The sequence below is a fragment of the Acetobacter sp. A11-2 genome (assembly GCF_040208445.1).
In the GTDB taxonomy this organism is placed as follows: Bacteria; Pseudomonadota; Alphaproteobacteria; order Acetobacterales; family Acetobacteraceae; genus Acetobacter; species Acetobacter oryzoeni.
In genome coordinates, this window is sequence record NZ_CP157843.1 from 519,222 (window position 1) to 540,537 (window position 21,316).

General features: G+C 53.2%; 20 protein-coding genes and 1 pseudogene. 15 read left to right on the plus strand and 6 right to left on the minus strand.

The features are described from left to right. Positions 1 to 53 precede the first annotated feature (53 nt). From ABNV41_RS02515 to ABNV41_RS02565, 11 genes are all read left to right on the plus strand, one after another. On the plus strand, positions 54 to 467 hold the full coding sequence (locus ABNV41_RS02515) for a hypothetical protein (protein ID WP_339077063.1): 414 nt from the start codon (positions 54 to 56) through the stop codon (positions 465 to 467). A gap of 80 nt (positions 468 to 547) precedes the next feature. Continuing rightward, positions 548 to 823, plus strand: coding sequence for a hypothetical protein (locus tag ABNV41_RS02520; RefSeq protein ID WP_349934943.1), 276 nt, complete (start codon positions 548 to 550; stop codon positions 821 to 823). Further along, the gene (locus ABNV41_RS02525; protein WP_349934944.1) at positions 820 to 1,536 is read left to right on the plus strand and encodes a hypothetical protein; all 717 of its coding nucleotides are present in this window, start codon (positions 820 to 822) and stop codon (positions 1,534 to 1,536) included. The genes ABNV41_RS02520 and ABNV41_RS02525 overlap by 4 nt, the downstream gene beginning before the upstream one ends. 9 nt (positions 1,537 to 1,545) lie before the next feature. Then, on the plus strand, positions 1,546 to 6,795 hold the full coding sequence (locus ABNV41_RS02530) for a phage tail protein (RefSeq protein ID WP_349934945.1): 5,250 nt from the start codon (positions 1,546 to 1,548) through the stop codon (positions 6,793 to 6,795). A 15-nt stretch (positions 6,796 to 6,810) separates the two neighbouring features. Next, complete coding sequence (locus ABNV41_RS02535) at positions 6,811 to 8,403, plus strand: hypothetical protein (RefSeq protein ID WP_349934946.1); 1,593 nt, start codon at positions 6,811 to 6,813, stop codon at positions 8,401 to 8,403. Continuing rightward, entirely contained in the window at positions 8,403 to 9,212 is an 810-nt protein-coding gene (locus ABNV41_RS02540) for a hypothetical protein (RefSeq protein ID WP_349934947.1), read from the plus strand. Before ABNV41_RS02535 ends, ABNV41_RS02540 begins: the two co-directional genes overlap by 1 nt. A gap of 33 nt (positions 9,213 to 9,245) precedes the next feature. Beyond that, a complete protein-coding gene (locus ABNV41_RS02545; protein WP_349934948.1) occupies positions 9,246 to 9,458 on the plus strand; it encodes a hypothetical protein in 213 nt (70 codons plus the stop codon). Positions 9,459 to 10,043: 585 nt separating this feature from the next. After that, positions 10,044 to 10,502: a lysozyme gene (locus ABNV41_RS02550; RefSeq protein WP_349934949.1), complete on the plus strand. Its 459-nt coding sequence runs from the start codon at positions 10,044 to 10,046 to the stop codon at positions 10,500 to 10,502. A 41-nt stretch (positions 10,503 to 10,543) separates the two neighbouring features. Continuing rightward, on the plus strand, positions 10,544 to 10,702 hold the full coding sequence (locus tag ABNV41_RS02555; protein ID WP_349934950.1) for a hypothetical protein: 159 nt from the start codon (positions 10,544 to 10,546) through the stop codon (positions 10,700 to 10,702). A gap of 64 nt (positions 10,703 to 10,766) precedes the next feature. Beyond that, complete coding sequence (locus ABNV41_RS02560; RefSeq protein ID WP_349934951.1) at positions 10,767 to 11,459, plus strand: hypothetical protein; 693 nt, start codon at positions 10,767 to 10,769, stop codon at positions 11,457 to 11,459. Positions 11,460 to 11,562: 103 nt separating this feature from the next. Continuing rightward, positions 11,563 to 11,745, plus strand: coding sequence for a hypothetical protein (locus ABNV41_RS02565; protein ID WP_230455060.1), 183 nt, complete (start codon positions 11,563 to 11,565; stop codon positions 11,743 to 11,745). A gap of 232 nt (positions 11,746 to 11,977) precedes the next feature. Here the strand turns inward: ABNV41_RS02565 and ABNV41_RS02570 are convergent, their stop codons facing one another. Continuing rightward, positions 11,978 to 12,685: a phosphoribosyltransferase gene (locus ABNV41_RS02570; protein WP_349934952.1), complete on the minus strand. Its 708-nt coding sequence runs from the start codon at positions 12,683 to 12,685 to the stop codon at positions 11,978 to 11,980. A gap of 900 nt (positions 12,686 to 13,585) precedes the next feature. Further along, positions 13,586 to 13,783 carry a hypothetical protein gene (locus tag ABNV41_RS02575; RefSeq protein ID WP_349934953.1) on the minus strand — a complete coding sequence of 66 codons (198 nt, stop codon included), beginning with the start codon at positions 13,781 to 13,783 and terminating at the stop codon, positions 13,586 to 13,588. Positions 13,784 to 14,030: 247 nt separating this feature from the next. Between ABNV41_RS02575 and ABNV41_RS02580 the strand changes: the two genes are divergently transcribed. The 4 genes and pseudogenes from ABNV41_RS02580 to ABNV41_RS14055 all read left to right on the plus strand — a co-directional run. Further along, entirely contained in the window at positions 14,031 to 14,234 is a 204-nt protein-coding gene (locus tag ABNV41_RS02580) for a hypothetical protein (RefSeq protein ID WP_157668586.1), read from the plus strand. Positions 14,235 to 15,463: 1,229 nt separating this feature from the next. Next, positions 15,464 to 15,832 (plus strand): transposase, encoded by a 369-nt coding sequence (locus tag ABNV41_RS02585; RefSeq protein ID WP_349935082.1) that lies wholly within the window; start codon positions 15,464 to 15,466, stop codon positions 15,830 to 15,832. A 162-nt stretch (positions 15,833 to 15,994) separates the two neighbouring features. After that, a complete protein-coding gene (locus tag ABNV41_RS02590) occupies positions 15,995 to 17,020 on the plus strand; it encodes an IS481 family transposase (protein ID WP_349935083.1) in 1,026 nt (341 codons plus the stop codon). Beyond that, a pseudogene (locus ABNV41_RS14055) lies at positions 17,017 to 17,393 on the plus strand (transposase); the annotation flags it as partial. The gene ABNV41_RS02590 and the pseudogene ABNV41_RS14055, both read left to right, overlap by 4 nt. 539 nt (positions 17,394 to 17,932) lie before the next feature. On the opposite strand, the gene ABNV41_RS02600 reads toward ABNV41_RS14055, so the two are convergent. From ABNV41_RS02600 to ABNV41_RS02615, 4 genes are all read right to left on the minus strand, one after another. Next, the gene (locus ABNV41_RS02600) at positions 17,933 to 18,928 is read right to left on the minus strand and encodes an IS481 family transposase (protein WP_349935084.1); all 996 of its coding nucleotides are present in this window, start codon (positions 18,926 to 18,928) and stop codon (positions 17,933 to 17,935) included. A gap of 310 nt (positions 18,929 to 19,238) precedes the next feature. Next, positions 19,239 to 19,799 (minus strand): tyrosine phosphatase family protein, encoded by a 561-nt coding sequence (locus ABNV41_RS02605; RefSeq protein ID WP_250698114.1) that lies wholly within the window; start codon positions 19,797 to 19,799, stop codon positions 19,239 to 19,241. Positions 19,800 to 19,989: 190 nt separating this feature from the next. Continuing rightward, positions 19,990 to 20,343: a hypothetical protein gene (locus ABNV41_RS02610; protein ID WP_349934954.1), complete on the minus strand. Its 354-nt coding sequence runs from the start codon at positions 20,341 to 20,343 to the stop codon at positions 19,990 to 19,992. 273 nt (positions 20,344 to 20,616) lie between these two features. Next, positions 20,617 to 21,180, minus strand: coding sequence for a DedA family protein (locus tag ABNV41_RS02615; RefSeq protein WP_250698116.1), 564 nt, complete (start codon positions 21,178 to 21,180; stop codon positions 20,617 to 20,619). Between the last annotated feature and the right edge of the window lie 136 nt (positions 21,181 to 21,316).

Here is a 21,316-nt window from a genome sequence, read left to right on the forward strand (position 1 = left end):
TTTCTTTTCAAACAAGGCCGCCAGTGTGCGGCCTTTTTTATTGAGGTAGATCCATGCTTTCTCTTGCTGACCTGAAAACCGATAGCGCCGCCATTGCTGATGGAAAGTGGGTAAAAATCGACAAATACCCTGGTCTTGAAATCAAAAGCCGTGGTTATACCGATCAGTTTGTGGATGCCCAGGCACAGCGCCTGCGCAAAGCGGCAGAACGCTTCCGTGGTGATGTTTCTGCCATTCCCAACGCCGTGCGCCGCCAGATCAACGCAGACTTACTGCGGGACTTCCTCGTGCTGGATGTCAAAGGCTTGCATCATGACCGGGAAAAGAAAAACCCTGTTACTGTCGATGAGTTCAAGGAACTTCTTGGCAATCCGGATTACCGGGAACTGATGTCTGCCTGCTGGGAAGCCGCCGCCCTTGTGACCACGCAGGCCTCTGAGCATGCAGAGGAAGCTGAGGGAAACTGACCAGAGCGCTGGCATGGCACCTTGAATGGGGAAGCTATGACGAAGATCTCTGGAATGACCTTCCAGAGGAACATGCCCGCGTGGATCCACAGCCTGAGTTCATGTGGATCTGGCGGGCATGGCATCGGCTTTCCGCATCACGCCAGCGTTTTCCACAAGGTTTCAGTGTGGCTTTAGGTGCCACAGTTTTTGAAAGCAGCCCCGGCATGATCCCGTGGGAAGTGGTGCAGGCCTGGGCGCAGCATCATGGCTACACGCATGCCGAAATGGCGCTTTTAGATCGCTGCATTGTCGCCATGGATCGGGTGTTCATTGAAGACTGGGCGCAACGCATGAAAAGGCGGATGAAAAAATGAGTTGGGCTGCTCGTCTGCAAAAACCCATGCGGGTTGCCATCAACCGGAACATGACCAGTGCGACCGCGCACAAGATTGTAGGGGACAGGATCCGCAAGGAGCGGGATGATCTCATTCAATCTGGCGCAGCATCGGCGCAATATGTCCGGCGTGTGGATGGCAAGCTCGGCCTTCCGGAAGAAGCTGCCAAGCTCAATGGCGGGAATGTCACCTACATTTTCAACACTATTGGCGCGGCCACTGTCTGGGCGTTGGAAGAACTGCGCAAGCGGTCTCCAGCCCATAGTGGTGCGTTCCGTAAAAGCTGGGCTGTTCTGGTGGACGGCAAGGCCTGGACGGATGCACCGGGCAAGATCCCCATGGGTGCAGAAGTGTGGATTGTGAACACCATGCCCTATGCCCGCAAGATTGAAGTGGGTGGGCAGCGCATCAGCGTTCCACCGGGGATTGTGGAGGCCGTGCGCAGGCCGCTGATGAACCGCTTCAAGCGCATTCATGCGCTGCGGGCCTTCAAGCCCCAGCAGGGTGGACATGATGCCCGTGGTGAGCCTGTTCCCTATATCCTGCGTGGTGCAGGGATCGCTTCAGGTATTTCGTGGGACAAAAAAGAGAAAAAGTGGACACAAAAGCACGCGGCTTACGTGAGCAGGCGTGCTGATCGGCAGGCAGGTGAGCAAATGCTCTACCCCACGCTGATCCTGACAGAAAAGTGACGGTTTCCCATGGCAGACACAAATCTGGTTGAATCGCTAGAGGTTCAGATCACGGCAGTTGATCAGACCGAGAGTGCGACAAAAAGTGCTGGCGATCATCTGGATGCGGTTGCCGAAAAGGGCGTGACACTGACCGATGTCATGTCCGACGTGGGGAAAGCATCAAAAACTGCCACTGATACGCTGGCAGAAGGCGCTGATGCAGCAGCCGGCTCTTTTGACAAGCTGGGCACGCAGTCTGTTTCCCGCCTGAAAACCCTGACCAAGACGCTGACGGATCTGAGTGCGCAGCGTGATAGCCTGCGGGCAGATCTCCAGAAAGCAACAGATGAAGGGTTGGATACCTCTGAGATTAAGACAAATCTCAATCAGGTAGAAAATTGGATTGGTCGTGTTGGAGAGAAACTGCAAACGGTTCAGACCAATCTACAGGCTGCGGCCACAGGCCAGAAGGCATGGAATGGTCAGCTTGGTGAAGAAAATGCCCTGCTGAATGGTATCTGCGAAGCTGAAAACAGCCGGGCGCAGGCTCTTGGCAAAACTGCACAGGGTTATGACCAGCTGACTACATCGGCAAAGCGTGCGGCTGAGGCTGGACAGGCTGCTCTGGACGGTATGACGGCTCCAGATGTGCATGCTGATGTTTCTGGCACAGTGGATATTCAGGCGCCGGATCTGTCTGAAACCCTACAGGAGCAGGACAAGCTCAGGGAAAGCCTGAACGACATCAAGAGCGATGCAGGCCTTGTTGCGGGTGAGTTGTCCGATATTGGCAATGTGTCGCAAGAAATAAACGCAGGCTTGCAGGTTGGCCTGGATAAGAGCGCAACCAGCTTTTTACGGACAGGGCGTGCGGCCAGCCAGTTGGCCAAGGTCATGTTGCAGCTTATGTCCGCACAGGATCGGTATGATGATGTCATGGCGCAAGCTGCCGCCGTTCCTGATGACAAGCTGGATCCGCAGATCAAGCAGAGCGTTGTGCAGGATGCCAAGGACAAGGTTGAGGCGTTACAGGCGCAAAGGGATGCCTTGCTGGAAGCGGCTAAAGCGCAATCCGATCTTGATGAAGCGCAGCAGAAATCCACCAAATCCGGCAAGCTGGAAGCCTATCAGATCACGGAAATTATGGATGATGCCCATAAGTTCCTTGATATGGTGCTGGCAGGCGGCAATCCGTTGCAGGCACTGTTCTATGAAGCACCCAATGCCCTTGCAATCGCAGGTGGTGGCGGTGGTTATGGCGCAGGCCTGTCCATGCTTAAAAATGCCCTGACAGGCCCAGCCGGCATTGCTGTTGCCGCAGGTGCTGCGGGCATAGCGTTCTATAAGATGGGCGCGTATGCGGAAGAGGAAGAAAGCAAGCTGGCCAAACTGAGCCAGCAGCTGCGGGCTACCCGTTCTGATGCCAATAACATGGCTGACAGCATCACTTCTGCGGCCGATAGTCTGGAGAAGATGCCGGGGTGGGATAAAACCACGGCCCGGCAGGCAGCCACAGCCATTGGCAGCACCTACAATTTCACGGGTGGCACGTCCGACATTGAGGCACTCGCCAAGGTGGCACAAGATGCCGGTGCTGTTTTTGGCTCTTTGGAAGATGGGCTGAAGGCGGTGCAAACTGCCATGGTGGATCCCACGGCCGAAATTCAGGCGCTTTACCAGCAGCACCTTCCGGGCGTGGATGCCCAGCTTGTGGAGCAGGTGAAAGAGCTTCAGGCAGCAGGTGAGCAAGGCAAGGCGTATGCGCTTGTCATGCAGCATCTAACGGCCAGCACCAAGGATGCAACCGAGCAGGGTCTGACACCATTCCAGCAAGCTGTGGAAAAGCTGCGCCAGCAGACATCACCGCTTGTGGACGCCATTCAGGATCTGGCGCTGGCAATGGGCACCAAGCTGCTCAACAGCATCACGTCTCTTCTATCTCTGCCCATTCCTGCGGAAAAGACCACAGGCGGTCTGGCGGGCACCACGGTTCTGCGAAATGACAAGCATCCCGAAATGGTCGGGATGATGCAGGTGAATACCGCCTTTACGCCAAAATATGATGTCAGCACCGCCAAGGGGAATGTGGATGAGGGCATTACGCGCTTCCAGAATTTCTTGCATCAGACAGGCGGAAATCTGGATAACGCTCTGGCGTTGTATGGTGGCTTCAAGGTGGGTTCTGCTGGCGGTCGCCAGTATGCGTCCAGCGTGTATGGGCAGGATCTGAGCAAGCTGCCATCTGATTCCGATGCGCTGATCAAGCAGGAAAGCGGCCGCTTTAATCTGACTGATGGTATTGCCAATCTGGTGCGCAAGATCGCGCTGCAGGAAAGCGGCGGTTATCAGTATGATCAAAGGGTGAGCAAGGCCACCAGCGTTGCGCCTGTGGATCATGCCACTTCTGCGGCCGTGATTGATGATAAGAAGTCTCTCACGGGTGGCGCAGCGGATGCAGCTGGTGGCTTCAGCACGTCCAGCTATACGCAAAGCCGTGCGGAAATCAGCGCCTATATTGAGTCACAGCAAAATCTGCTGAAAACGCAGACGGCTGGATCCAAGGGCTGGCAGGAAATCAGCGAACGCATCACCCAGGCACGTATCCAGCTGGCCAATACCCTGAGCCCGCAGGAACAGATCACCCAGGGCATGAAAGACCAGAATGCAGGGCTTTCTGCTCAAAGTGGTTACTGGCGCAGCATGGCGGAAGTGGTGGCGCAGTTTGGCACTGAAGCTCGTGGCACAGGTGTGGATCAGGCGGCTCTGTCAGAAGCCCTGGCGGCAAAGCAGCAGCAGCTTGCTGCCGCGTATGACGATGGCACGGTGGCCGTGCAGCGGCAGGCACAGGCACAGGCGGCCATGCTGTCTGTTGCAGGATCCAGCGAGCAGGCCATTCAGCATGCCACAAACTATCAGCAGGCCTATAATGAGGCACTGGAGGATTTCGACCCGAAATCGCAGGCGTTTGCCGAAGCGGTGAAAGCCCGCACGGCCGCGCTGAACAGCGAGACAGACGCACAGGCCCGGTTTGAACAGGCACAGCAGAATAGCGGCCTGCAGGACAATCTGAGCATGATACAGGCCCAGACCGCCAGTATCGGCCAGAATGCGGATGAGCGTTCCGTTGCTTTAGCCCGCATGCAGGCTGAAATTCAGGAGCACCGTAAGTTCGGCACTGTTCTGCCACAGGAAGCGCAGGACTATGTTGATCTGAGCACCAAAATTGCTGAGGCTTCTACCGAGTATGAGCACCAGCAGCAGGTGATGGATGATTTCACCGGCACCATCAGCGATATGGCGGATCAGCTTTCTGATGGCGTGGTGCAAGGATTCTTGCAGGGCACATCGGCAGGCATGTCTTTCAAAAGCATGTTGCAGGGTGTGGAAGCATCTGTTGCCAGCGTGATTGCACGCTTTGCCCTGATCAATCCTCTACTCAACAGCATTGATGGCGGCACACGCACCACGCTGGCAGATCTGGGCAATCTGTTTAGTAAAGTTGGCGCAGGAAGCAGCTCTTCCAGTGCCAGCAACATTCTGTCCGGATATGGTGAAGGGAACGACATCACATCATCCGGCTGGGCCTATTCCCCATGGGAAGCCCTGAATGTGAAAAACCAGATCAGCAATCCAGCTGGATCGGCCGCAAAAAGTGGCGGCATGTTTTCAGGTCTGGAAAACCTGTTTTCTGGCAAGGCGGCTGATGGCAGCGGGATATTCAGCAGTGTTGGCAGTGCTGTTTCTTCCATCGGCTCTTACATGGGCATGGCAGGTGCGGCCTTCGGCATTGGTGATATGGCCTATAATCTTCTGTCGCAGCTCTTTGCCAAAAGGAAGAAGGATTATCAGTATGTTTCCGTAGGCAGCGATGGGATGCTGGATATCAGCGGCCATGTGTACAAGCATATTCACGGCAATGATAACGTGGCGTCCGGCCTGCAGAGTGATCTGGACAACATCAACAATGTGTTTGGATATACCGGGGTTTCCGCCACAAACACGGATACCATTGGCAAGGTTGGCTGGTCTAAGAAAGGCAAGAAGTCCAAAACATACAGCCTGACAGATCTGCTGCCTGATCTGGATCTGACCAGTTCAGACGCCACCATGCAGCAGGAGCTGAAGCAGCTCATGCCGACCAGTTTCGATAGCGTGGGCACGTTCACGCAGGATCTGGAAAGCCTGAAAACCCTGGCGGATGCGCTGGACAGCATGAAAGTGTCTGTTTCAAAGTTTGATGACAGCACCCATGTGACCGTTGATCATTTCAACGGCTACACCGGGGATATGGCCAAGGCTCTTTCCACTCTGGATGGAAAGACGCTGAGCACGGATGATCTGCAAAGCCAGTTTCAGGCCATTGAGGAATTTGTGGGCACCACAATGCCAGGGCTTCTGGATGTCACGGCCACGGGTTCCGAAAGCCTGATGCAGCAGGTGGATGACCTGAAGCAGAAATACCAGGACGCCGCCAACACGGCAGCATCCTACGGTCTGGATGCCCAGGCATTGCTGGATAAGGGCAATGCCATTGCGGCCATGATGATTGCCAATGAGCAGACCACGCTTTCGCAATCTGATCAGTCCGTGCAGGCGCGTTATCTGTCTGCCACGGGTGATCAGGAAGGCGCAGATCTGCTCAATCAGCAGGTATCCGCCGCACAGGAAATCCAGCAGTTGCAGGAGAACTGGCGGGGCTTTCTGGGTGATAACTATGCGGACAATGTGACCTACCAGCAGCAGCTGGCGGATCTTGAAAAAACACAGGCTGCCGAGCGCCTTCAGATACAAACCGAGTATCAGGAAAAGGCTTTAGAGCAGCAAAAGGAATATCAGGATCAGGCCACCGAGCAGGTTTCCAGCGTGTTCAGCAATCTTCTGTCCTACGCAAAAGGGCTGAATACGTCTGATGCCTCGCCATTGTCTGTTGAGGATCAGTACAAGGCCGCTAACGATAATCTGCATACGGATTACCAGGCGGCCATGGGTGGCAACAGCACGGCTCTGGCATCCCTACAGACCGATATGCAGACATATCTGTCCTTGTCCCAGAAATATAACGGGGGAGGGGCCGCGTATGTGGAAGACTATCAGGCGGTGCTGACCATGCTGAAATCTCTGGGCAGCATGAGCACGGATGCCCTGACAGCAGACGCCATGCGGGACATCATGCAGGACAGCACCACCACGCTGGCCAGCATTTTGCAGCAGATCCTGCAGGCCACGAATAACCTGTTTGCGGAAACACGGTTCCAGAACCTCAAAGCTGCAGACTAACGGGATATCACCATAATGCAGCAACGCTGTTTTCTGGGAACGCTGGCCTTCGGGCCGGCGGCTTCCCGCACGACCACATGCCTGTCTTCTGGCGGGTATGTGGATGTTGCCACCGGCACGAAATATCCGCCCATTCTAGCCAGCCTGCCTGACGTGGACAGGGAACTGGATATTTCAATTTCCGGTAGCAGCATGACGCAATCGTTCGGGCAGCTTACGGTCAATCTGTCCGATGGCGTGGCCGATAGCATGAACGTGCGCAACCACACCGGAGATCTGTCCATCCTGACCGGCCTGCGCAACTATGACATGGCACGCGGCTGGTGGTCAGATCCTGCACTCTCTGCGTGCCAGCCTCTGTTTACCGGATCCGCCACCGCATGGCGCACCGGAGCCACGCAAGGCACTCTCACGCTTTCGGGGCCTGCCGTGCTCTCGCGCCAGTTGCCACTGGCAACCTATGCTGGCACTGGCGGCGTGGAAGGTGGATCAGACCTGACAGGCCGGGTAAAGCCGCGCCTGCGCGGTTATGCCTTCAATATCACGCCGGTCTGTGTGGATAGCGTCAATCAGATCTATCAGGTGTCTGATGGGCCATTCTGGATGGGCACGCAGGGCACACAGCCGGATCTGACCGTGCTGGAAGGCGGTGTGCTGGGCAGCTGGTCTGCCACATCCACAGATGGCAGCTGGTCATATGCCGGCATGGTCAGTGATATCACGACCGCAGATCCGGCCGCAGGCACCTATGTGGTGGAAAGTTCCAGCCGGGGCGCGTTTTTCCGGCTGGGTGGCACGCCGGTTTATACCATTACCTGCTGGGCCACTGGCGCGATGCCTGATGGCACGTATGTTTCCAGCCTGCCGGATATCGTGCGGCAGGTGCTGGTGCAGGATATCGGCATACCGGCGGCATCCATTTCCAGCACATGGGCAGATCCGTTCGGCAAGGTGGATAGTGCCGCCGGTGCGTTCTGGGATGGCTCTGACAGCTATACCGGGAATGACATGATCACCGCGCTCTTGCAGGGCAGTATGCGCAAGCTGGCTGTTGCGCGGGACGGCACGCTGAAGCTGATCGGCATTACAGACAGCTTTCTGCAACTCGCGCCGCATCAGTGGGAAAAGCTGGCGGTGCTGCCTGATGAAGTGATTGATATCAAGGAAACAGATCTGCCGTCCGAACTGGCGCTGCCTCTCACCTGCGGGCGTTGCACCTACAGCCGCAATTATACGGTGATGAGCACCAGCACGCTCAGCCCGAAAGCAGAGCTGACAACCCTGCGCACACAGCGCAGCGCGGTGACTGTGGGCACGGATAGCCCAACGGTGGAAGTGGTCAGCCCGCCCGAAGTGCTCACCAGCTTGCGCACGCAGGCCGGAGCGCAGGTGGTGGCGGATATCATCAACAACCTGTGGACGGTGGCAGATCGGCGCGTATTTTACGTCACGCTGCCGTTTGAGCGCCTGTTTGATTTTGAAATGGGGGACGAGATTGTGCTGTTTGCCAATGTGGACGGCCTGCGCGATGGCCTGGGCGGTCTGGTTGTGGGTGAAAGCTGGCGTGGCTCCAGCGCAGGCCAGTGCGTGCTGACGGTGCTGGTCTGATGCAGAATTGTGCTTTCGGCCTGAATAATCTGGTCAAGACCGCCAGCCTTAGCGGCTCAGCTTCATTTTATGCAGGCGTTTCGGCCGCCAAGGATTTCTCGCCCAATCAGCTGGCTACAGACCAGGGCAACACCACGGCGGCGTTCTGGTCTGTTGGGGATGGCAACAAAACGGCATGGTTTCAGGCGCAATGGGGCAGTAACCAGACCATGCGGGCCTTCTTTGTAGGGCGCACCAACCTTGGCCAAGCCGCAACATGGCAGCTTGTGGCCAGTTCTGGCGGCAATACGGTGTATTCCGCCTCTGGAAACTTTGCCACGCTGGGTGGTGTTGGCCCGGTGCAGATGGTGCATGTGGCGCCGCAGGACATTCAGGCCGATACGGTCAAGATCACCGTCACCAGCAATGGCAGTGTATCGGAAAGCTATATTTCCCTGTCTCTGGCCTATATCGGGCCGGTGTGGCAGCCGGTGCGCAACATGAGCACCAAGAGCACTACCGGGCTGGACAGTTCCGTGACGGTGAATACCGGCATGAGCGGGGCCGAGTTTGTCACGCCCGCATGGATGCGGCGCAAGGCTGTGGTGGATCACGAATCTCTGGATCTGGCGGATGTGCCGGTGCTGGAGCAGATCCTGCTGCTGGGCGCATCTGGCACCAATGTGCTGTTTGTGCCTGATCCGGATGCCGATGCCCCCACGCTGAACCTGCGCAGCCTGTTTGGCCGCATCCAGCGCGGAGATCTGAGCAACCCTTATGGCGCTGCCCTGCGGCAGCAGACCAGCTTCACCATTACCGAGCGGCTTTAAGCCGCTTTTTTTATGCCTGAAAGGAAGAGTGTCATGCCTGATGATGTGGTGCGGCAGGATGAATTTGTTGCGTTTGAAACCAGCGTGAACGGCAAGTTCAGCACGCTGGAAACTGGCATTGCCAATATCTGGACGGAATTGCAGCGGATCAACAACCGCAAGACCTGGGTAAATGGCGGCCTGGTTATTTTTGGCTCTGCCCTGGGCAGCGGGATTGTCCAGGCGTTGCAGCATATGCACCCGTGACAACCGAAAACCGGCTTTTGTAAACCTGACCACGAAAACCTGCCAACGTATAAGCCCACTGCAAAGGGCTGTTTTCTGCGGGTTTGTGCTCCGGTGGACTAATCCGGGCCAGATCACCTGTAAACTCGTCCATGTTGAACGGATATATGGATGCCTTACAGCTTTTTGACCGTAAGGCGGTTCCATATCTCAATAAGAACTACGGATACGAGGGGGAAGCAGATAAATGCAATCCATCCTGTTGTTGTCATCCTATCAATCCATTCAACGTTTGTTGGCCAAGTTTATGTAACCTTATTCCACCAGCGCTAAAGCTGACTAGGAACAATACATATATATACCATGGCTGTGTATGTGCAGGACTTCCAAACGATAAATTCACTAATGGAGCTAACGCACCGATAGTGAAGTAGGATGTTCCCAAAGTATTGAGGGCATTAGCGCGTAGCTTAAGCCGCTCATTATGAACAAGTTTCTCAGTAGGCGTCATGCGCCTCATCAAATGTGACCGTCCGAGTCTGGTCAATCACATTTTGTTTCTACTCCGGCCGCCATTGAGCGGCCTTTTTTGTATCCGGAAAATTGATGAATGATCCAATCCTGCTGGCGGCAGATCTGTGCCGCCGGTCTGAAGGCCTGCGCCTGTGCCCGTATGTGTGCCCGGCCGGGTATTGGACAATCGGCTATGGCAGCCGGTTTCTGGCCAACGGGGCCGCCGTAACATCCAGCACCGCACCCATTACGGCCGAATACGCCAACGCCTTGCTGCAAGGCACGCTGGCCAAGCTGTTACCGCAGATCCTGCGGCTGGTGCGTGTGCCGCTGACACCCGGCCAGAAGGCCGCGCTGTTGGACTTTACCTACAACCTTGGATTGCCCGCGCTGGCGGGATCCACACTGCTGAAGCTGTTGAACGCAGGGCAGGGGAATGCCGCCCGCAATCAGCTGCTGCTGTGGAACCACATGCACCGCAACGGCCAGTTGATCACCGTAGCCGGTTTGACGCTGCGGCGGCGTGCCGAATGGCAGCTGTGGGCCAGCTGATCCGATTCCTGAAAATTCCTACTGAAAGCGACATCATGTTCATGACTGAACGCGAACTGAGCCGGCTGGCTGATCTGATTGTAGAGCGGCTGGAAAAACACGGCCTGTGCATTCCGGCACCTCGCAATGGTCAAGCCCTGCTGGTGGAAGACGTGGACATCAACACGCTGCCCGTAAGCCTGCGCGGCGCACAGGGCTGAACAGCCACAAACCCCAGATTTTCACACATACAGGGCATGCACAGCGTGCCCGAAAGGTAGATCCATGAACTTGTCCCGTATCAGCGCATATCTGCGCCAGCCCACCACGCTGTTTGCCCTGTCCCTTATTCTGGGGGATCTGGTGGCCACATGGTTTAATGTGATTCCGGCCGGTGGTTCTGCCGCCATGCTGATTGCAGCATTGCCTCTGCTGGGCAGTGATAACAGCGGCATTATTGCAGCACTGCTGGCCAACAAGGCGGATCTGGAAAAGGCGCTGAATGCTGTGGCGGCCCATAAGGATATTGGCCCTACGGCTGCAAAGGTGATTGCCGATGCCGTGCCGGCCAGCACCATTCTGGCGGCCGCAACATCTGCCATTGCTTCTTCCACAGCAGAATCCGCCCCCAAGAAAAGCAGCGCGGCTTCTGCTGTGGCCGGCGTCACGCTGCTTGGTCTGGTTGGCACCAGCCTGATGGCGTGTGGATCTGATCAGCTGGTGCAGCGCCAGCAGTCTGTTTACGGCCTGAGCCTGTCTTACGCCGCAGCAGCCCAGCTGGCGGCTGACTATGAAAAGAACCCGGCCGCAGATCCGGCTGTGGTGGAAAAGCTGAAGCCGGCGTTCCAGACCGCGCATGACCAGATCAAGCCGCTCGATGATGCCGCGGCGAAGGGTGATCCGCTGCCTGAAGCTGCGGTTGAGGCCGCACAGGATGCCCTAGACGCAGCCCGCAAGCTGCTACCTGCCAGCAAGTAACATTTCCGGCCGAGACGGAAAACGGATCGCCACTATCAGCAGTAATGATAGTGGCCTTTTTTGTTAACTGCCATAAATGGCGGAAAACCAAGGAAAAACCATCATGAACTATGCAAGCATTGCCATTGCTGCGGTTGAAGCTCTTGTCGAAAACGGCCCGGTGATTGTGGAAGATATTTCTGCACTGCTGAAGCCGCTGAAGGAAGGCCGCGCACCGACAGCAGATGAATGGGATTTTGCTGAAAAGCAGCTCGATGCCGCTAATGCCGCTGTGCAGGCTGGCTGATTATTCCGGGCTACCTACGGGTAGCCCATATCTGGTTGTGCATGCTCCAAACCTATGGGGCATGCATGCATAAAACTGTAGTTTTACAGCGAGCCAAATAACAAAAAAAACCCAGCTATAAAGCTGGGCGGTAAGAGGAGAGGGAAAGGTTTAAGCACGACGTCGATAACGTGTGCCGTTATCTTGTTGAGATCGTGGTGACCAATCAGACATTTCTTCTTCCACCAGCTTTCTAAATTTCTGGACTTCTTGCCGCAAGGATTTTCCCTGCGAACCAGTCAGAAACGCTTTCGCCACATGTTCTGATGGTGCGAGCTTGGTTAGAGACGAAGCGTGCTTCTTGCTCTGTAAGCTGTTGCAAACCATACTTTAGTCCTTCACAAAAAACAGAATCAACTGCGTGATATTCATCACCCAATGCATTCCGTAGATCACGTACCCTAGCATTTGTGGGAGCTAACGCAACTCCCATTTGTCGTTTGTCGTATCGGGTAGCTTCACGTGTTACACGTGTACCAGCAGCGAGAGTGCTGCATACGATGACATTTCCTCCGTGTCTATGGACATAACCACGAAGACCAGCAAGAGTTCCTCCTGTGGTAAAGACATCATCAATCAATATATAGTCAGCTCCAGCCTCGATTTCTCCCGCAAAAACAGGTGGCAAAGCTAACCTTAACATTGGATCAATTTTTCTATCTCTCTTTTCAGATGTAATCTGGAAAACCCTGTCTTCAACCTCATACCCAAAAATGTTTGCTGTAGCTTGAGCATAAACCATGCTGAGAGCATTGGTATTCACACCAGGTATTTTAATAGGTGCCAAGACTTTTGTGGTTCTGCCAAATCTTACATATTCGCCTATCAGATCAAATATTCTCTCATCGTGTATTTCATCAATGATTTGTCGCGCCGCACGAATAGCTTCTTGTTCATCCACAAGCATATGCTTCTTGGCGATAGGATATAGATCGTGCGCAGCTAAGCAACACGGGACGTCTGTGTTACCATTCCATGGAACATGGAAAAAACATTCTGGAAAGGAGGAGGGCCAATCTACCCTTAACAAAGTAGTTTGGGGCGCAGGCTCTACTTCTTTGTCTGTTTCTAGGGTTTGTTTGGCAGTCTCCATGCCTGAGTGCTACCATATATTTTCCAAGCAGAAAATATAACAAAGTAGTTTCGTGATCGTGAAATCGTGTGCCAAAATCAGTTTAAGTTATTGATTCTTGCTTTGCTTTTTTTGTGCGTGTTCCATTGTAACGCATTGATTTATAAATCTTTGCGCAATCCCACCCCATCCGCCAAATTATTCTGAAAAAGCGCAGAAAATAGACATTTTTTCAGGTATGGTAAATTTCTTGCCCCTCTTACATCTCTTTATAAAAATAACGCTAGGTGCTTATACTAGTTTAGTTTGAATACTGACCTGTACCTGTGACCGAGTGCTGATTGAGGTGATCTGTTCTGACTGACTGGCGAACCTGATTCAGGCTTTGGAGCATGCCTTCCTGTTCTGGATCAATAGCACGACCTGTTTCTATGCCGCACAGGCGAGCATACTCCCGAGATCGTTTTTAATATTTCCTTCTCCTCCCGCAGGACACGGTTTTCCAGACGAAGGCGCTCATACTCCCGAGCGAGGTTCGTCTGCGCTTTAGGCGTTGTTAGATTAGTCGACCGATACTGCGAAATTCTTCCGTATGTTTCATGGTCTCATCGGTCTCCTGATACGAACTTAAAACGCCCAGATGACCGGCACAAAACCGTTACAAGTCTATCTGACAGGCTGTGGCGTCATCACCCGCATATCTTGGCGGAGTGCGTCAAGGATTCTGGCCTAGTGATGGGAAGCACCACAGGCTTCAATGCTAATCATTGTCGGTAGAAGTTTCTCGAAAAAACCGATCATCTGATGTCGGCTCAGTCTCCAGCTCAGCACACCCAGCTTTTCGGCATTCATGCCGTGGATCTGGAACACTTTTTTCGAGGTATCTACGCCGATGCGGACTAAGTGATGCATCATGGTTTCCCTCATCTGGGCAGTCAACTCTTTAGTATCCTTTTAGAACCATGGCGAGTTGTCTACGTCATCAGTTCTCTCGGTGAAAATCAACACCAACGGCAGGGCAATAGAGATGCGGTATCAGGGCAAGGCCGGGGGCAGGGAACTCACGCTCACCTTTGGGCATCTGTCGGCTTGCGTCCGGAAATGATGCAGGACAACCGTTGTTAGTCTAAGTGGCTTTTTGAGACCATCTGCCCGGGCAGGGGTACCGTCTGGCGTGAGCACGGGGATGATGAGTCTTCATCTCCAGGAAATCAGCGCCCAAGTCGAGCCGGAAGCTGTGGCCGTCCTCATTCGTGATGGGGCCAGCTGGTACCAGCCCAGCACGATGCTGGCCGTCCCTGGTAACATCCGTCTGCTCACGATCTCTCCCTATAGCCTGCAACTCAACACCATAGAGAACGTCTGGAACTATCTGTGACAGAACAGGCCCAGAGGTATTGTATGGGACACATACGAAGACATTGTCACGGCATGTTCCAACGCCGGGATCTGGTTTGCCAATCAGTCAGAACGGATTACCTCAATCGGCATCCGGTCAAGGATACAGATGAGTATTTAAACGAACTTGTATAAAGCGTACAATATCGTACCGTACGATACATTAGGATTCTGCCTTAAATTGCATTCAAGCAGAAATCGAGAACCTAAAAATCGCGTAGAAATCGTTTCAAATTCGGTTTGAAAAAATCTTTGTTTCGAACCTCGGTTGAGTGTGCCCCCCCATAACTTCCGAAAAATAGTTACGCACCTTCCGAAATTTGGTAACGGGTTGATTCCGACGTTTGGTAACGCCTCTTCCGAAAATTTGGTTACGCAGTTGCCGAATTTTTTTAGGGAAAAACATCATCTTTCAAGTTATGGAGTGGGTAAAGTTAACCTGATAGCCGAGGTGGACGTAGCTTCACGGGGGACTGTTGAGTGCCCTGGCCTATCGTTCGGCTTCTTTCAGTGGATCAGCCGGTCGGAGCAACAGGACAGGTGGTTCTTTGACCATGTCCATTTTCCGGTCGGGTCGATGCGTTCCAGCGGCGTGGAGATGAATAGGCAGTCGGATGGGCCAAGGACTAGATGAAATTGCATCCATTCGGCCGGAACTAGGCCGGTGTTCGAACTCGGGTAATTTGCCAGTGATTGATTGAGGGCAGGGACGGGGAGGTCACAATCTCTGCTGGTGGGTCGGAATAGCGACTGGATTCCCGTGCCTATCGAGTCAGATCGTCATAGTCTCGGCATAGTGCATCGGCGCACTCAATGGAAATCATGTTGTGCCGGATTTCTGGTGGGTAGTCGGAAGAGTCGGGGGTAATCGGTAATATGTTACTTCTTGCATAGCAGGAAGGAATGACAGGTGGCAATTTTCGCAGCGGTTCATGCTGGTGCTTTCAAGTCCATTGGGACGGGGAGAGGCGGAAGCCTCTCAACGGAATATCACGCCAAGTATCGCGATCCAGTTTTCTAGAAACGATACGTTTGGGATAATCATCCGATACCGTGGAGCCAGACTGGCGTGGTCTTCTGGCCCGTTTCGAGGACTGGTAAAAACGTGCACCAACGTCTTCGCCGCTGGTGCGAAAGTGGTGTGATCGAAAGGATATTACGCCATCTGGCTGCGGATCATGACAAGGAACACATGATGTTGACAGAGCGATCGTCCAGACTCACCAGCACAGCGTGGGCGTGCTGAAAAAAGGGGATCAGGATCAGGCTACCTGCGATGCACTCGGGAAGTCGGTGAAGTTCTATATCATATTGGGACAGGACGCGGACACCAGTCGGGCGGAACCGATGCTCGATGACATCGATCCTGATGCCTTTCTGACCGATAAAGCAATGATGCAGATAGACTTAATCGACCGGCTGACAGAGCGCGGGATTCCGCCGGTCATACCGCCAAAAAGTAACAAGGCGCATCAAGGGAAACCGACTTTACCATTTACATGGAGTGAAACCTTGTTGATATATTATCCAATAAAATCAATGTGTTTTTCATTACCGCAACATGTTACGATAAATTGAAATCAACCTTCCGCGCGACCGTGCGGTTCGTTTCAATCGTTATTCTGCTTAACTGACGACACGGCCTAGCTGTCAGGTTGTGAGACGTCATTGGGATGATGTAGCGTGGGCGATACCGCGTTATGCTTCGTTGTTTTCTTCCGTTTGCAGGGAGACCGAATGATGCTTCAGATCCACCCACAGGCACGCACGACACCGGCTGTCCGGGCTGAGATAGCTCGTTCGTCAGAACCGACATCCGTGCTCGCCAGACGCTACGGGATCAGCGATGAAACAGTCCGCAAGTGGCGCAGGCGTGGTTCGGACGCCTGTCAGGACCGCAGCAGCCGTCCCTGGAGGCTGGCCTGGAAAGCCTCGGAGGAGGAGCGCGCCATTGTCTGTCAGCTTCGGCGTTCTACCGGTTTTGGTCTGGATGATCTGACCTTTGTCTTACGGCATTTCCTGCCGCATCTGAACCGGGACAATATCTGGCGGATACTGAAAGACGCCGGATTGAACAGGCTGCCTCCTGTTCCAAAGGCCGGACCAGTTCGGGGACAGGGAAAGTTCCGCGATTACGATCCCGGTTATGTCCATATCGATGTGAAACATCTGCCAAAATTACAGACAGCAGATGGGGACCGGCGGAAACGTTTTCTGTATGTCGCCATCGATCGCTGTTCCCGTTCAGTGCACCTGGCTGTTTATGACGCGGAAAATGCGGATAATTCCGTTGATTTCCTCAATGCCGTCAAATCGGCCTTTCCTTTCCGGATCACCCATATCCTGACCGATCGTGGCTCCTGCTTTACAGCGGACGCCTTCGAAAAAGCCTGTCATGACATGGGAATCGACCGACGCCGGACCAAGGCTTACTCCCCTCAGACCAATGGAATGGTGGAACGCTTCAATGGCCGTGTCGCTACAGAAGTACTGCAGGTCTGTGTCTCAAACCATGAAGATCTGGAAATTCTGCTCAGAGGCTTCTGTTTCGCCTACAATCATCGCCCGCAGCGTGTTCTGGGCGGCATCGCTCCCGCCCAATGCATCATCTCATGGCTTGAAAAACATCCCGCGTCACGTAATCAAGACTATATCAAACCGGCTGGTCGTGACATCATGAAACAGGTCGACGAAATCCTTGATTACGCCAATGACGTCTCACAACCTGACACCAGCACTACAGTTGCATTTTATGGTGACTTCTGAATCTATGGGCATCTGGGTTTCGTGCGGTCAAAGAGCGGATTATTCTGCTGTTTACGTAGAAGCGTGTTGCGGCTTCTACATGTGCCTTCTTTGATGTCCTGATCAGCAATGAACCGTACAAAACGGAATGGAGGCGTGCGGAAGCTGCTGGCGATCCCGGTCCGTAGCGGCAACAGGCGCCTCTTGGTCGTGAACAATGGGATGCCGATGCCCTTAGTGATGTCGTCAGGAATCATATGATTGAACATCTGGGCACTGAAGTGACGTGCTGGTCATCGATGAGACCAGTTTTCTGAAGAAACGTCACACATCCCACGATGTGGGGCGACAGTATATCGGGTCTGCGAGCAAAATCACGAACTGCCAGATCGGGCATGGCATCGTCTGTCAGCGGGCAGCGTCACAAAGGGCGAGCGATCCTATGACTGAGCATATCTTCCGCTGGCCGACCTGAATCCTGAAGAATTTGACTGTTCCAGCCCCGGACTATGAACACGTGGTCTGCCAATCCGCCGGAACATCGCCGCTGGGGATCATGCAGAAACTGGTAAACGTCGAAGATACACGTTAGAGAATTGAAGAGGAATTTGAGACGACCAAAACGAATTCGATCTTGATCATAACGAAACCCGTTCTTAACATGGCTGGCACCGGCATGTCTCTCTGGCCATACTCGCCTAGCCGTCATGGCGGATGTCCTTTATCAAGCAAATTCGCTGAAAACGAAAAAACATTCCTCAGGATGCGATAACCCTCTTCCTCTGATCCATTCAGGAAATCAGGTACTGCATCGTAAAACTCGCCCAACGTAAACTGCCCGTCACTCACGGCCTCAGATGATCCGTCTTTCAACGAACACATTAGACCAACGCTATTCGTGCTCATAGCACGACATAAAATGTACCTGTAGTGCTAGATGTCAGGTTGTGAGACGTCATTGGCGTAATCAAGGATTTCGTCGACCTGTTTCATGATGTCACGACCAGCCGGTTTGATATAGTCTTGATTACGTGACGCGGGATGTTTTTCAAGCCATGAGATGATGCATTGGGCGGGAGCGATGCCGCCCAGAACACGCTGCGGGCGATGATTGTAGGCGAAACAGAAGCCTCTGAGCAGAATTTCCAGATCTTCATGGTTTGAGACACAGACCTGCAGTACTTCTGTAGCGACACGGCCATTGAAGCGTTCCACCATTCCATTGGTCTGAGGGGAGTAAGCCTTGGTCCGGCGTCGGTCGATTCCCATGTCATGACAGGCTTTTTCGAAGGCGTCCGCTGTAAAGCAGGAGCCACGATCGGTCAGGATATGGGTGATCCGGAAAGGAAAGGCCGATTTGACGGCATTGAGGAAATCAACGGAATTATCCGCATTTTCCGCGTCATAAACAGCCAGGTGCACTGAACGGGAACAGCGATCGATGGCGACATACAGAAAACGTTTCCGCCGGTCCCCATCTGCTGTCTGTAATTTTGGCAGATGTTTCACATCGATATGGACATAACCGGGATCGTAATCGCGGAACTTTCCCTGTCCCCGAACTGGTCCGGCCTTTGGAACAGGAGGCAGCCTGTTCAATCCGGCGTCTTTCAGTATCCGCCAGATATTGTCCCGGTTCAGATGCGGCAGGAAATGCCGTAAGACAAAGGTCAGATCATCCAGACCAAAACCGGTAGAACGCCGAAGCTGACAGACAATGGCGCGCTCCTCCTCCGAGGCTTTCCAGGCCAGCCTCCAGGGACGGCTGCTGCGGTCCTGACAGGCGTCCGAACCACGCCTGCGCCACTTGCGGACTGTTTCATCGCTGATCCCGTAGCGTCTGGCGAGCACGGATGTCGGTTCTGACGAACGAGCTATCTCAGCCCGGACAGCCGGTGTCGTGCGTGCCTGTGGGTGGATCTGAAGCATCATTCGGTCTCCCTGCAAACGGAAGAAAACAACGAAGCATAACGCGGTATCGCCCACGCTACATCATCCCAATGACGTCTCACAACCTGACAGATAGGCCGTCAGCGAACCGTGCTTCTTTAGCGCCGGATTATACGTGAACCAGTTCGTCGTCTAATACTGAGGGCAGGGCGGTTTGCTCAATGACAACCAGCTATCATACTGGATTCACCAAGGAAACCCCTTCCTTGTATTTCTGCAACAAAGCCATCTGGAGATATAGCCATTTCTTTTGCCATGTTTCCAGCCTGCTATATGATATGTAACAATTCTATAAAGCCGCAGCTTTAGCGTAAAGGTTACGGTTTTCTTCAAAAAACACTCGTTTCTGACGCCTGAACTCTGCTACAGAAGGTGTTCTTAACGTCCAGGCATTCAATGCTGCAACCATAGCACCATCCGTCCTCATTACCGCGTCTGCCAATCGGACGATACGTAAATTAGGGATTGCTTCAGGGCGTATTGCGAGCAAAGTCCCCAGCGCAGTCTCCGCGTTTCCAAGTCTGTCAGTCAGAATTATCAATGCCGCACCACCGGATCTGCCCACGCCATGAAAACAGTGAACTAGCAAGTTGTGTTCTACATGCTTACGCCCAAACTTAATAATTGCCTTCACATCATCTTCCGTTGCCAAGGCATAATCATACTCATCATCGTCAATATCTTCAAAACGCAGAATCAGATGTTCGGGGGCAGGTTTCTTATGAAAACGTAATCGGTACCGTTGTAAGCAAGCCGGATCTTCAAGTGTCAGCACTGCGTTAAATCCACGCCGCTTAAGGCGTTTCGCTCGGCTCAAATTCGTGACTGTCAAAGATGGAAGTCCCATCATGATCCTCCTGACATGCTCCCGGGCCTGAAGGCCGATGGTTCTGGGATGTATCTGTTGTTAAGCAGCCCTCCCAATGCTTCCTGCTTCAGCGTGTTGTCCGCCTGCCGTAGGATATTTTTTGTAGTATTGATGTCCACGTTTTTAGTGTGTCCGCAAGCTATGCCCGACAGCATCAAGAATACTGATTGCTTTAGACAATAGATCGTTCCATCTCAAATCCTGCCATTTCGTTGATCCATTTGCCATTCTCTGTCTTCGTTACGTCGACGCCAACAGAACGGATACGCTCCATTGCAATATTCAATTCGTTATAACTAAAAACATTTTTACTAACGATATTTGCAAGCGTTCTCCCTGGCACTTCGTCGATCAATGCAGCCACAAGGAGCGCAGAAGAAATGTCATGATGATCCATAAGGATGCAATTTACCATATCTTCCGGTGTGGCCTCGGAAGGTAAAGGAGCATTGACTGTTTTAAGAGCGGCGCGAAGCCATGCTCGACCCTCAGGATTAGAGAGGCGGTCTGGTGAGGTAATCGTCATATGAGATATTTGCGTTTTTTCTCAGTAGCCAAACATCCATGCCGCAGGCAGTGGCGGTGCAAAAATTCAGTCTTGTTGCCCCATGAATTTTCTCGCTGCCAAGGTGACCATTTGTGGCCAAGAAGGCGGCATATCAGGCGGGATCTGAACCATCTCATATTATATGCTTTCTTTACCTTACGTGTTTACCAATGGAATTTAAAAAGCGAGCAGAGGCAAAGGCATTTAAGGTAAAAATGTATAATTTTCTAGGTCAGCGCCAGCATATGCCGTTCAGGCTGGCGGGAACTGTCCCGTTTTTGCTTCGGCAAGGGCGCGCTGCATCAGTTTCTTCTCATTCTTTTTAAGGAAGACGGCGCTCCCAATAATAAAGATAACCCCTATAACACCCACACATGTTCCGACTGTTCCAGACAATTTGGTGATCTGATTACCCAATATGTACGTGCCGATAGCATAGCCACCAGCCCAGCAAGTGCCGCCAAGGGCGTTGAACAGCATAAAGCGCGGCCAACGCAACTGGCATGCGCCTGCCAGCAATGCCACAAACACGCGCGCAACAGAGATAAAGCGACCAAAGAAAACAATGGCATCGCCATGGTGGTGAAATAGATATTCCCCCACCAGGAGGCGATCAGCCGTTAGGCCAATTTTGGCGCCGTGTTTTTGTAAAAGCGGCAGCCCAACATGGCGCCCGATCAGATAGCCCAGATTATCTCCGATAATGGCACCCAGAACTGCGGCTGCAGTAATGCCTTCAATACCCAGATGGTGGGTTTTAAGGCTGTAAAGGGCAGCCGTGATAATGCAGGTTTCCGCCGGTAAGGGCAAACCCATGCTTTCCATCATGACAATGATGGTGACAATTCCATATCCATAATGCTGCAGCAGATAGTCGAGATGCTCAAGCAGGGGGAATAATCCTTAGAGTGTGTGATGAAAGTAAAAAAGTTGGCAAACCATGATGGAATCC

What these genes read in the sequence shown, in the direction of transcription:
- ABNV41_RS02515 (WP_339077063.1), top strand. Translation starts at nt 54, where the DNA reads ATGCTTTCTCTTGCTGACCTGAAAACCGATAGCGCCGCCATTGCTGAT.
- ABNV41_RS02525 (WP_349934944.1), top strand. Translation starts at nt 820, where the DNA reads ATGAGTTGGGCTGCTCGTCTGCAAAAACCCATGCGGGTTGCCATCAAC.
- ABNV41_RS02530 (WP_349934945.1), top strand. Translation starts at nt 1,546, where the DNA reads ATGGCAGACACAAATCTGGTTGAATCGCTAGAGGTTCAGATCACGGCA.
- ABNV41_RS02535 (WP_349934946.1), top strand. Translation starts at nt 6,811, where the DNA reads ATGCAGCAACGCTGTTTTCTGGGAACGCTGGCCTTCGGGCCGGCGGCT.
- ABNV41_RS02540 (WP_349934947.1), top strand. Translation starts at nt 8,403, where the DNA reads ATGCAGAATTGTGCTTTCGGCCTGAATAATCTGGTCAAGACCGCCAGC.
- ABNV41_RS02545 (WP_349934948.1), top strand. Translation starts at nt 9,246, where the DNA reads ATGCCTGATGATGTGGTGCGGCAGGATGAATTTGTTGCGTTTGAAACC.
- ABNV41_RS02550 (WP_349934949.1), top strand. Translation starts at nt 10,044, where the DNA reads ATGAATGATCCAATCCTGCTGGCGGCAGATCTGTGCCGCCGGTCTGAA.
- ABNV41_RS02555 (WP_349934950.1), top strand. Translation starts at nt 10,544, where the DNA reads ATGACTGAACGCGAACTGAGCCGGCTGGCTGATCTGATTGTAGAGCGG.
- ABNV41_RS02560 (WP_349934951.1), top strand. Translation starts at nt 10,767, where the DNA reads ATGAACTTGTCCCGTATCAGCGCATATCTGCGCCAGCCCACCACGCTG.
- ABNV41_RS02565 (WP_230455060.1), top strand. Translation starts at nt 11,563, where the DNA reads ATGAACTATGCAAGCATTGCCATTGCTGCGGTTGAAGCTCTTGTCGAA.
- ABNV41_RS02575 (WP_349934953.1), bottom strand. Translation starts at nt 13,783, where the DNA reads ATGAGGGAAACCATGATGCATCACTTAGTCCGCATCGGCGTAGATACC.
- ABNV41_RS02590 (WP_349935083.1), top strand. Translation starts at nt 15,995, where the DNA reads ATGCTTCAGATCCACCCACAGGCACGCACGACACCGGCTGTCCGGGCT.
- ABNV41_RS02600 (WP_349935084.1), bottom strand. Translation starts at nt 18,928, where the DNA reads ATGCTTCAGATCCACCCACAGGCACGCACGACACCGGCTGTCCGGGCT.
- ABNV41_RS02605 (WP_250698114.1), bottom strand. Translation starts at nt 19,799, where the DNA reads ATGATGGGACTTCCATCTTTGACAGTCACGAATTTGAGCCGAGCGAAA.
- ABNV41_RS02610 (WP_349934954.1), bottom strand. Translation starts at nt 20,343, where the DNA reads ATGACGATTACCTCACCAGACCGCCTCTCTAATCCTGAGGGTCGAGCA.
- ABNV41_RS02615 (WP_250698116.1), bottom strand. Translation starts at nt 21,180, where the DNA reads ATGGGTTTGCCCTTACCGGCGGAAACCTGCATTATCACGGCTGCCCTT.